The organism is Flectobacillus rivi (genome assembly GCF_030056655.1).
Lineage (GTDB): Bacteria > Bacteroidota > Bacteroidia > Cytophagales > Spirosomataceae > Flectobacillus > Flectobacillus rivi.
The window spans coordinates 445,658-457,214 of the sequence record NZ_JASHIE010000004.1; the positions used below are offsets into that span (position 1 = coordinate 445,658).

An 11,557-nucleotide genomic window follows, 5' to 3' on the forward strand; every position below is an offset into this window, starting at 1 on the left:
TAAGAATATCTTACAATGTGATTATTCCAATAAACAGATAAATTGTTTTTCTCGAAAAAGAAGTTGTTGTGTCCAACATTTTCTCAACCAATCTACTCCTGATTTACATAGCCATTTTTCGCAAGAATTTCTCTGGCAAGGTTCAGATAACTAATAGCTCCTTTACTTTCTGAGTCGTGAGCAATAGCTGGTACACCAAAACTAGGAGATTCTGACAAACGGATATTACGAGGAATAATGGTGTTGAATACCATGCTTTGGAAGTGTGAAGTAACTTCTGCAACCACTTGATTTGATAGGCGAACACGCAAATCGTACATGGTCAACAAGATACCTTCGATGGTCAATGCCGTGTTGAGTCTAGATTGAATAATCTTAACAGTATTCAACAATTTACCTAAACCTTCGAGGGCAAAATATTCACATTGCACAGGGATAATTACTGAATCTGCTGCTGTAAGAGCATTAATCGTAATCAAACCTAGTGAAGGCGAACAGTCAACAATCACGAAATCGTACTCGTGCAATACCGTTTGAAGGCATTCTTTCATACGCTGTTCACGGTCGCGAAGATTAATCATTTCAATTTCGGCACCTACCAAGTCGATATGTGACGGAATCAAATGTAAGTAAGGCAAATCCGTCTCGATGATAATATCTTGTACCTGTACCCCATCTACCATGCACTCATAAATCGAGTTTTGGATTTCTTTAGGATTATAGCCCAAACCCGATGTAGAGTTTGCTTGAGGATCAGCGTCGACAATAAGCGTCCTAAATTCTAGTGCGGCAAGACTTGCTGCTAGGTTGATAGTGGTAGTAGTTTTACCAACTCCTCCTTTTTGGTTGGCAATCGCAATTACTTTCCCCATTTGATTTTTTGAGTTACTTGTTTCAGTTACTGATTATTAGTTATACAGCCGATGGTAATTTGATTTACAGAACTACGAATCCTGAATAACCAATAAGGAATAACTCAATCTACCTTCAAATATCTCTCTTTCGAAGGAGATTTACAAAGAGTGTTCCACAAATGTTTCACGAATATAAAAAATCTTTCCAAAACTTTCCTACTAAACCCAGATAATTGAAATCAAATTTGCGCTTTTACCAAAAAAATTAGTCACCAGCACTACTCTGCCTATAAAAACCATATTAATTATTTGATTAATACCTTTTTATGAGATCCTATATTTCTGGATTTTTCGAAGAATCTTGCTTAAAATTTGGTCTCGGAGTTATCAAAAAGTTGGTATTCCGCTGATATAGGTTTAACTTAGAATGTTTTTTTCAATAAAAACAGCGATTTTAGACTATATTACAGGTATTTCACCAAAAGTTTTTCTTCTATCTCGATGAATGTTATTTTACTTACAAGTTACAAATAATAAGTCGATTAATGGGAGGTAAACAGGGGTATTGACCCTAAGATTTAACATTGGGTTAAATTATAAAACAGGAAGGATATCAGTCTAAAACAAAAACATTATATTCACTTAACAAAAACAAACTATTTACAGCCTACAAAGTAGCAACCACGAATCCTAAAACTACTTTGACAGGCACAAAGCTTTAAAAATATATGACTTCAAATCATTCTAACGAAGCCCTAACAGAGGAAAAGAAAGGTACGTTTCCAAAAGCGATTCCTTATATCTTGGGTAACGAAGCAGCCGAGCGATTTAGCTTTTATGGTATGCGTTCTATCCTATCCACTTTCTTAGTTGCACAGTTCTTCAACCCTAGCGGAAACCCTGTACTTCAAAAAGTTGCCGAAGCAAAATCCAACGAAATGGTTCACATGTTTGTGGCTTTGGCGTATTTTATGCCCATGATTGGTGGCTTAGTGGCTGACTGGTTTTTCGGAAAATACAAAGTGATTTTTTATGTATCTGTTTTGTATTGTTTTGGACACTTAACTTTAGCATTGTTCGAAAACAATTTAGATATGTTCTCATTGGGTTTACTTATTATTGCTTGTGGTGCAGGAGGTATTAAGTCCTGTGTGTCGGCCAACGTGGGTGACCAATTTGACAAGAGTAACGAGCATTTAATGACAAAAGCATATAGCTGGTTTTATTTCGCTATCAACGCAGGTTCTGTAGTATCTAACATCTTCATTCCTGTTATTTATGCTTCTATTGGCGCTGCTTGGGCATTTGGAGTTCCAGGTATTTTGATGGCGATTGCGACGGTAGTGTTTTTCTTAGGAAGAAACAAATATGTGCATGTTCCTCCATCTGGAATCAATCGTAACAATTTTGTATTTATTACCTACTATGCTTTAACACATTTAGGTGCAAGAAAAGAGGGCGAAAGTTGGTTGGACGTATCCAAAGCTGAATATGACCACGAAAAAGTAGAAGGTGTTAAAGCTGTTTATCGCGTCTTAGCAGTATTTGCCTTTATTCCTATCTTCTGGGCATTGTGGGACCAAAACTTAGCAGAATGGGTACTACAAGCTAAAAAATTAGACCTAAACACAGGCTTAGGTTATACTTTCCTACCAGAACAAGTACAGGTATTGAACCCGTTATTCTTGGTTAGTTTTATTCCTGTATTCACTTACGTAGTGTATCCTTTCTTCGAAAAATTAGGTATCAAAACAACTCCACTACGTCGTTTGGGCGCTGGTTTCCTCTTAACAGCAGTTTCATTTGTCATTATTTCATTAATTCAGACAAGTATTGATGCAGGTGGTCAGCCGTCAGTATGGTGGCAGATTTTGGCATACTTGGTATTAGCTTGGGGCGAGATTTTGGTATCTATCACAGGTTTGGAATATGCTTATACCAACTCTCCTAAATCAATGAAGAGTACCATGACTGCGATTTGGTATTCTGCTGTATCTATCGGTAACTTGGGCGTTGCTTTGGTAAACGGCAATATCGCTAAAGGTGGTTTCTTAGCTCAATTAGATGGTGCTTCTTACTTCTGGTTCTTTACAGGATTAATGTTTGCTAGTACAGTAGTCTTTATGTTGGTAGCAGGCAAACTCAAAGAAACCAAATACGTGGGATAGGTTCGATTGCGGATTTTGGATATTTGATTGCGGATTTACATTCAATTGAGTGATTATTTTTTATCTTCATTCCACACTCGTAAAGACGTAATACTTTACGTCTAAAGCTAAAATAATAGTAGCAAAAAGGCGGTTGAAAAACAATTTCAACCGCCTTTTTGCTTGATGAATAGTCAATAATTGCTTGACATTTTAGTGCTTCTCCGACTGGGGTGCGACTTAGTCCACCCCCCATTCGGAATTTACCATATCTTTCAAAATTCCGAAATCTACAATTAGCATTCCCAAATCTAATGGGTTTGAGTTGCTAAAAACTGCATTTTGTGCAATTGGGCATACCAACCGTCTTTTTCTAGTAAACTTTCGTGGGTTCCCTCCTCCTTGATTTCACCTTTGTCTAATACTAAAATTTTATTGGCATTTTGAATGGTTGACAAACGGTGTGCAATTACAATGGCGGTGCGACCTTTCATCAATTTTGCAATCGCATTTTGAATCATTTCTTCTGTTTCAGTATCTACTGAAGATGTTGCTTCGTCGAGCACAATCACTTTAGGATCGTGTACAAGCGCACGCACAAACGAAATCAATTGGCGTTGACCCACTGATAACGTTGCACCACGTTCCATCACATTATAATCATAGCCATCAGGTAATCTTTCAATAAAGTCATGGGCGCCAACTAATTTAGCTGCTTCAATGATTTTTTCTCTGGTAATAGACTTATCTCCGAGCGTGATATTATTTTCAATTGTATTCGAAAACAAGAAAACATCTTGCAACACCACCCCTATTTTACTTCTCAAACTTTGCAATTCGTATTCATGCAGATCACGACCATCAATGAAAATTTTTCCTTTATTGATTTCATAAAAACGACTCAAAAGGTTAATCGTTGATGATTTTCCTGCACCCGTAGCACCAACAAGCGCAATGGTTTCCCCTTGTTTAACTTCAAAGGAAATATCTTTCAATACATATTCCTCGTCGTTATAAGCAAACCAAACATTTTCAAACTTGACATCACCTTTCAAATCATTGGCACTATACGAGCCATTGTTGGCAACATATTCATCCGAATCCAATAATTTCAAAATACGCTCAGTCGACACGATACCCATTTGTAAAGTATTAAAGCGGTCAGCCAAGAAACGAATAGGACGGAAAAACAGGTTCATAAACATGATAAACGCCGTAAGTGTACCCAAGGTAATATCATGATTAAGAATTTGTTTTGACCCAAACCAAACAATTAATCCAGTCCCAGCCGCCAAAATAACATCGGCTACAGGGAAATACACCGAATATGCCCAAATTGAGCGAATATTGGCATCTCTATGCGTCTGATTTATGGCAACAAACTTCTTGTACTCCAACTCTTCAGCACTGAATGCCTGTACGATATTCATCCCTGTGATATGTTCCTGCACAAAGGAGTTTAGGTTAGACACGGCAATACGTACCTCATTGAATGATTTCTTGATATATTCTTTAAAAATATAGGTAGAAACCACCATGAAAGGAACTGTCATTAAACAAATAAGTGTCAAACGCCAGTCTGTATAAAACATGACTCCTGTAATCAGTACCAATTGTAAAATATCGCCAGCGATTGATGCTAACCCTTCTGAGAAAACGTCGTTAAGCGTTTCTATATCCGAAACGGTACGAGTCACCAAGCGACCGATTGGGGTATCGTCAAAAAACTTAAGTCTTAAGTGAAGAATTTTTTCATACAATGCCACACGAATGTCTCGAATCACAGTTTGTCCTAACCAGCCAGCCATGTAAGATGTCACAAATTGCAAGAAACCTTGCAACAGCAATACCCCAAGCATAGCCAATAGCATCAAAGATAATCCGTTGTAATCGCCACGAGCGATTTCGTTATCAATCGTATGACGAATCAATAAGGGATTGAGTGGTACCACACAGGCCATTACCATAATCAAAATCACCAAAGACCAAAAACGTACCTTATAGGGTTGTAAAAATCCGTAAATGCGTCGTAATATCTCAAAATCAAAAATTTGCCCGCTTTTTTCTTCTTTTCTCAATGTTCAGAAAAATTAAAATTATAGTCTATTGTCGATTATAGAAAGCTCAAAGTCCTCTCAAACTTTTACTATCTTTGACAAAGTTATTAATAAACCTTATCCTTTAAAAACAACAGCGACAAAGCGCAATTAGTTTAGATTGGAGAAAAAACTAAGGGAACAGGCACAAAGGAGCAAAGGCACAGAGTGTTTTTTATTTCTCGTTTTAAAACCACTCAAACACTTTGTGCCTTTGTGCCTGTTCCCTGTACACTCAAAAAATGAACCTACAACACATTACCGAACAGGTGGCTTTATTGACTCGCAAAACAGCTTTGTTTGTGAAAGAAGCCGCTTCTGAATTTTCGAGAGATAGTATCGAATACAAAGGACTCAACGATTTGGTTTCGTATGTTGATAAAGAAACTGAAATCCGTTTGGTGGAAGGGCTAAGACAAATTTTACCAGAAGCTGGTTTTATTGCCGAAGAAGGCACCGCCGAACGCACTGAAGACCAAGAATATGCTTGGATAGTTGACCCTGTAGATGGTACCACGAATTATATGCACGGTTTGCCCGTTTTTGCGATTTCGATTGCGCTTATGCACCATGACAAAATTGTAAGCGGTGTTGTAATGGAAATCAATCGGGAAGAATGTTTTACTGCTTGGTTGGGTGGTGGCGCTTATTTAGATGGAAAACCTATCAAAGTATCCTCAGCCAATCAATTGAAAGATAGCCTTTTGGCAACGGGATTTCCATATTATGATTTCAAACAAACAGACCAATATTTGGCTATTTTGAAAGAACTGATGCAAAAATCACATGGCTTGCGTCGTATGGGTTCGGCAGCTGTTGATTTGGTTTATACAGCCTGTGGACGCTTTGAAGGCTTTTTTGAATACAACCTCAAACCTTGGGATGTGGCAGCAGGAACACTCATTGTGCAAGAAGCAGGCGGAATTGTGAGTGATTTTAAAGGTGGTGACGATTTTATCTTTGGCCGTGAACTAATTGCCGCTTGTGGTGCGTTTTATGAATTGAAAGAGGTGATTCGAAAACACTGGAAATAGGTAAGTGATTTGAAGATATGTGGATTTGAAGATTTGAAAATAGAGATAAGCTAATAATTTTCAAACTACCCTTTTTTCGAACTCAAAACTTATCAATCTTAACTCGTCACACAATGGAAAATATCATTATAGCACTTATTTTTCTTGCTGCTATCGCCTATTTAGTGCGATTGGTTTGGAACAATTTTAACCCCAAAAACACAGCAGGTTGTAGTAAAGGATGTGGTTCTTGCGCTGCATTTGATGCAGATAAAATCATGGCTCAGATGGAAAATCATAAAAGTATTTAATGTATATCAATTGGTGGTTAGGTAATATCTTTATCTAATCACCAACTTTCTTAGATTAATTTTATATTCTCTAAAAATAGTTACAACTTGTTATTAAAAACCAAACAAACACCTTCGTAATCATCTATATATCAATAAGATATATACTCGCTCCTCAATTTTCATTTCAACTTCCTTCTCCGATATTTTAATTTTTAAAAATAAACTACCATCTTTGAATAAAGGAGTTTTGTCGAAAATCAAAACAAACCTTCAATTACTTAATAAACAATCAAAATGGCACAAGCAAAATCGGGCGATAAAGTTAGCGTCCATTACACAGGCAAATTAACAGATGGTACTATTTTCGACAGTTCAGCAGGTCGTGAGCCTTTAGTATTTGAACTAGGTACTGGTATGGTGATTGCTGGTTTCGATAATGGTATTACTGGTATGACTATCGGAGACAAAAAAACTGTTCATATTCCAGTAGATGAGGCGTACGGTCCAGTAAATCCTGAGTACATGGCGATGTTCCCTCGCAACGAAATTCCTGCTGATATTCCTTACGAAGTAGGTATGCAGTTGAATATGCACCAAGATGGTACTGGTCAAGTAATGCCAGTGGTAGTAACAGAAGTTACAGATACCCACATCACATTGGATGCAAACCACCCATTAGCTGGAAAAGATTTGATTTTTGACATTGAATTGGTGGCTATTGGCTAATCATTTCATTCAGATAGACTATCAAATAATGATGAATTGTGAGTGATGAATTGTGAATGTAAAACTTTGAAAACTAAGTTAGTGGACAAAATAAGCTTATATAATTACGCTTTAACTTACCTTCATAATTCATCACTACAGCTTAGGTTAGTGGGCAAAATTAAAATAATTTCACCCGCTTTTAATTCTACGCTTTAGGCTAAAAGTCAAAAAGTATTTCTCACGAAATAAATTAACCTTTTTTGCCTAATGCCCACGGCTTACACCCTAAAGCCTATTAATGAAATTTTATATTACATTAATACTTTTTACATTTTAGCCAATTGCTTCAAAGCCTCTACAAAAGCATCCAAATCTTTGGTAGTAATGTATAAATGAGGCGTAACTCTTACCCCAAAAACTCCTGCGTAACCGATAGCTACGGTAAAAATTTTATATTCTTCCATTAGTTTTTTAGCCAAGTCTGCAGGGTTCATACCTTTGATTCCTACATTGGCAATCCCACAGGCTCTATGTGACTCCTTCGGCGTATTAACCATAATATTAGGAATATCCCTAACCTTCGAAGTCCAATATTCTTGTAGATATCGTAGTCTCGCCTCTTTTCTAGTAATCCCGATCATATTATGAAATTCGATAGCATCTACAATCGCCAAGTCTGTAGCCACAGGATGCGTACCCGTATGATTGAGTTTTCTAATATCCTCGTCGTTATAACCCATATCGCCAATCATTTGCCAAACGGGTTTTATTTTATCTTTTCTAACATACAAAATACCCGCCCCTAGAGGGTTTCCCAGCCATTTGTGCAAACTACTTCCATAGTAATCTACGCCTCCCAAATCGTCTATTTTAAAGTTCAAATGAGCAAAAGCATGAGCGCCATCCACCATTACCTCCACTCCATGTCGATGTGCCATTTCAGTGATTTTTTTAATGGGTAAAATTTGCCCAGTAATATTGATCAAATGACAAACCATCAATAAGCGAGTTTTGGGCGTAATTGCTTTTTCGTAAACCTCCACAATTTCCTCGTCTGATTTGGGATGTAAGGGTACTGAAATTACCTTATTTGTCAAACCATGGCGTTTGGCTTGGAGCTTAAACATATCTAACATAGCGCCGTAATCATGTTCTGCCATGAGTGCTTCATCGCCTGTTTTCCAATCAAAACCTGCAATAATGGTATCGAGCGATTCTGTGGTATTTCTGGTAATTATTAACTCTTCGTGCGAACAACCCAACAACTCAGCTAGTTTTTTTCGAGAAATCATTTTATCATCAAACTGGCGAGTTCGCATATAATATGAGGAAACTTTATTGACAGCCTGAATATGTGCCAAATATTTTTGCATCACTGGTTTGGAAGCCATGGAATAATAGCCATTTTCCAAATGAATAAAGTCTTTAGGCACATCATAGGCTTCTCGAATTTTTATCCAAAACTGTTCATCTTCTGCCAATTTTTCCGCAGGAATATGCTTATGAAGTTGTATTAAATCTGATAAATTAGTTTGCGATAAAACGGCAACACCTGTGAGGTTTTTAAGAAACTGACGTTTGGAGAGATAAGATTTCATACGTTTGTTGAAAATTAATTGAATTATGTAAGACGTTAATGGTATATAAGTTAGCGGATTATACGATTAACTAATAACATCTTTTACTTTCTTTCTAAAAAAGATAAGTAAAGAAAACGAAATGAGTATAAGTAATGAGGAGAATTACTATATAGAAAGTGATTTATAATTAGGACTGTACGAAGGATTCCAAACTATTGCAGATTTGGGATTTCTGATTTCGGAAATAAAGTAAAATGACTTTATTTTTAACAAAATATATAACCTTGCACTTCCGAAATCCAACATCCGATATCCGAAATAAATGGTTTTGATAATCCTTCTCGCACTACTAATTTATTATTGCTATTTCATTATCACATTCCCAATTTAATTAAAAACTGTATGACCTTCAAAAGTATTATTACCTCTCAGATAGCCAGTTTTTGTCTTACCACAGCACTGCTATTCTCCTATTCGAACATCAGTATTTCCCAAAATATTCCACAGGCTGTAGGACCCGTTCCTACCGAAAACCAGCTCAAATGGCAAGAAATGGAATATTATGCTTTCGTACACTTTTCGACCAATACTTACACCAATCAAGAATGGGGATTTGGTGACGATGACCCAAAGATTTTTAATCCCACACAATTAGATTGCCGTCAGTGGGCTAGAGTATGTAAAGAAGCAGGTATGAAAGGCATTATCATCACGGCAAAACACCACTCTGGATTTTGTTTGTGGCCTTCTAAATACACAGAATATTCAGTGAAAAAATCTCCTTGGAAAAATGGAAAAGGTGATATTGTTGGCGATTTGGCAAAAGCTTGTAAAGAATACGGCTTAAAGATGGGTATCTATCTTTCGCCTTGGGATAGAAACTTTGCTGACTATGGTAAGCCAGAATATATCACTTATTTCAGAAATCAATTACGTGAGTTGATGACCCAATACGGCGATATTTTCGAAATTTGGTTTGATGGTGCTAATGGCGGCGATGGCTATTATGGTGGTAGCAGAGGAACTCGCAAAATCGACCGAAAAACGTATTACGATTGGTCAAATACTTACAAACTCATTCGAGAATTACAACCTAAAATCGTGATTTGGAACGACGGTGGTGACCGTGCAGACCTCCGTTGGGTTGGTACAGAAGAAGGATATGTAGGTGAGAAAAATTGGAGTTTACTCAACGCCAAAGGTGATGTGCCTGAGGATATGCTACGTCATGGTGTAGAAAACGGTGAAGTATGGGTACCAGGAGAAGTGAATACTTCGACCCGACCAGGTTGGTTTTATCATGAATACGAAGATAGTCGTGTCAAAACACTGCCCGACTTAATGAATACTTATCATCATTCTATCGGTAGAAATGGGACTTTGCTACTCAATTTTCCTATTGACAAAAGAGGTTTGATTCATGAAAATGATGAAAAAGCGGTAAAAGCCTTGGCAAAAGCTGTAAAAGAAGCTTACTCTGTAAATTTGGCACTAAACAAAAAAGCAAGCGCGACGAACATTCGAGAAAATGCCTTGATGTTTAATGCCTCTAAAGCTTTGGATGGTAACAAGAATACCTATTGGGCAACTGATGAAGGTATCACAAATGCCTCTATGACAATAGATTTGGGTAAACCAACGCTCTTCAATCGCTTTATGGCACAAGAATTTATTCGCTTGGGGCAACGGGTAAAATCATTTAAAGTAGAAGCTCTTGTTGATGGCAATTGGAAAGAGTTAGCCCAACAAACTACCATTGGATATAAGCGAATTCTCATTTTTCCAACAGTTAAAGCCAGTAAAGTTCGCTTCACGATTTTGGATGCCAAAGCCTGTCCACTGATTTCGAACATTGGTATTTTTAATGCTCCACAAATTCTTACCGCACCAAGTATTACAAGAAACCAAACAGGAGAAGTAAGTATCAAAGCCGATGACCCAGAATCACTCGTGTATTATACACTCGACGGAAGTATTCCAACCACGAAATCAGCAAAATATACTGGAACTATTCAAACAACTGGCAAAACAACAGTAAAAGCCATAGCAGTGGAAGCCAGTACTAAAAAGAGTTCGGAGATAGCTGAGGAAAAGTTTGATATTGTAAAAAAGGACTGGAAAATTGTGGGTATCGCAGATGAAAAAGCGTATAAAGTAATCGATGGGAATTCTCATACAGCTTGGTATCAAGCTAAAACACAAGCACTACCAGCCGATTTGATTATTGATTTAGGAAAAGAAGTTACCCTTACTGGATTTAAATATTTACCTTGGCAAAGTACAGATGGGGTCATTGCAAAATATCAGTTTTCTGTTTCTTTAGACGGTAATAATTGGACGGTTGTAAATGAAGGAGAATTTTCAAATATTAAAAATAATCCTCTTTTACAGGTGAAAACCTTTGCTCCTAGTAATGCCAAGTTTATTAAGTTTACGGCTTTAAAAAATACGAAAAACGATAACTGGGCAGGCTATGCCGAATTAGATGTGATAACGAAGTAGACATCTCTAATTTAGTGATTGAGTGGTTGAGCGAATGAGTGATTATTTTAAGATACATTAAATAATCACTCATTGTAGATTTACGCTTACAAAATAATATTTGGTCATGAGGGAGTTAAACCGATCACTCAATGGTAGATAGATACTGAAGTGATGTTTGGTTACTCCTTTATGGCAAATGCTCATAACGGACAGTTCATTGGGTTTTAGCCCGTCTCACAATGTTGTTTATAGGCATTTAAAAATTTTACTTTTCCCTTTTTATCTATGAGTACTTATCTTGGAATCGACGTTAGTAGTGACTTTATTCACATTGCTTATCAAGGTGAAAAGGATTGGGTTTGTAGCAAAGTTGAAAACGAAC

Annotated in this window: 8 protein-coding genes; 5 read left to right on the forward strand and 3 right to left on the reverse strand. The window is 37.0% G+C overall.

The window, feature by feature from the left end:
* Nucleotides 1–92 precede the first annotated feature (92 nt).
* Complete coding sequence (locus QM481_RS07850) at nt 93–872, reverse strand: ParA family protein (RefSeq protein ID WP_095162408.1); 780 nt, start codon at nt 870–872, stop codon at nt 93–95.
* A 710-nt stretch (nt 873–1,582) separates the two neighbouring features.
* On the opposite strand from QM481_RS07850, the gene QM481_RS07855 reads away from it, so the two are divergent.
* Nucleotides 1,583–3,022 (forward strand): POT family MFS transporter, encoded by a 1,440-nt coding sequence (locus QM481_RS07855; protein WP_283381332.1) that lies wholly within the window; start codon nt 1,583–1,585, stop codon nt 3,020–3,022.
* 290 nt (nt 3,023–3,312) lie between these two features.
* Here QM481_RS07855 and QM481_RS07860 read toward each other — a convergent pair whose 3' ends face one another.
* Nucleotides 3,313–5,079, reverse strand: a complete 1,767-nt coding sequence (locus tag QM481_RS07860) for an ABC transporter ATP-binding protein (RefSeq protein ID WP_283368973.1) — start codon at nt 5,077–5,079, stop codon at nt 3,313–3,315.
* Between the two features lie 260 nt (nt 5,080–5,339).
* Between QM481_RS07860 and QM481_RS07865 the strand changes: the two genes are divergently transcribed.
* The 3 genes from QM481_RS07865 to QM481_RS07875 all read left to right on the forward strand — a co-directional run bounded on the left by QM481_RS07865 (nt 5,340) and on the right by QM481_RS07875 (nt 7,129).
* Entirely contained in the window at nt 5,340–6,131 is a 792-nt protein-coding gene (locus QM481_RS07865) for an inositol monophosphatase family protein (protein ID WP_283381333.1), read from the forward strand.
* Nucleotides 6,132–6,244: 113 nt separating this feature from the next.
* Complete coding sequence (locus QM481_RS07870; protein ID WP_283381334.1) at nt 6,245–6,421, forward strand: FeoB-associated Cys-rich membrane protein; 177 nt, start codon at nt 6,245–6,247, stop codon at nt 6,419–6,421.
* Between the two features lie 276 nt (nt 6,422–6,697).
* The gene (locus QM481_RS07875; protein WP_166549172.1) at nt 6,698–7,129 is read left to right on the forward strand and encodes an FKBP-type peptidyl-prolyl cis-trans isomerase; all 432 of its coding nucleotides are present in this window, start codon (nt 6,698–6,700) and stop codon (nt 7,127–7,129) included.
* A gap of 308 nt (nt 7,130–7,437) precedes the next feature.
* On the opposite strand, the gene QM481_RS07880 is transcribed toward QM481_RS07875, so the two are convergent.
* On the reverse strand, nt 7,438–8,709 hold the full coding sequence (locus QM481_RS07880) for an aminotransferase class V-fold PLP-dependent enzyme (protein ID WP_283381335.1): 1,272 nt from the start codon (nt 8,707–8,709) through the stop codon (nt 7,438–7,440).
* 384 nt (nt 8,710–9,093) lie between these two features.
* Between QM481_RS07880 and QM481_RS07885 the strand changes: the two genes are divergently transcribed.
* Complete coding sequence (locus tag QM481_RS07885) at nt 9,094–11,193, forward strand: discoidin domain-containing protein (RefSeq protein WP_283381336.1); 2,100 nt, start codon at nt 9,094–9,096, stop codon at nt 11,191–11,193.
* Nucleotides 11,194–11,557 lie beyond the last annotated feature (364 nt).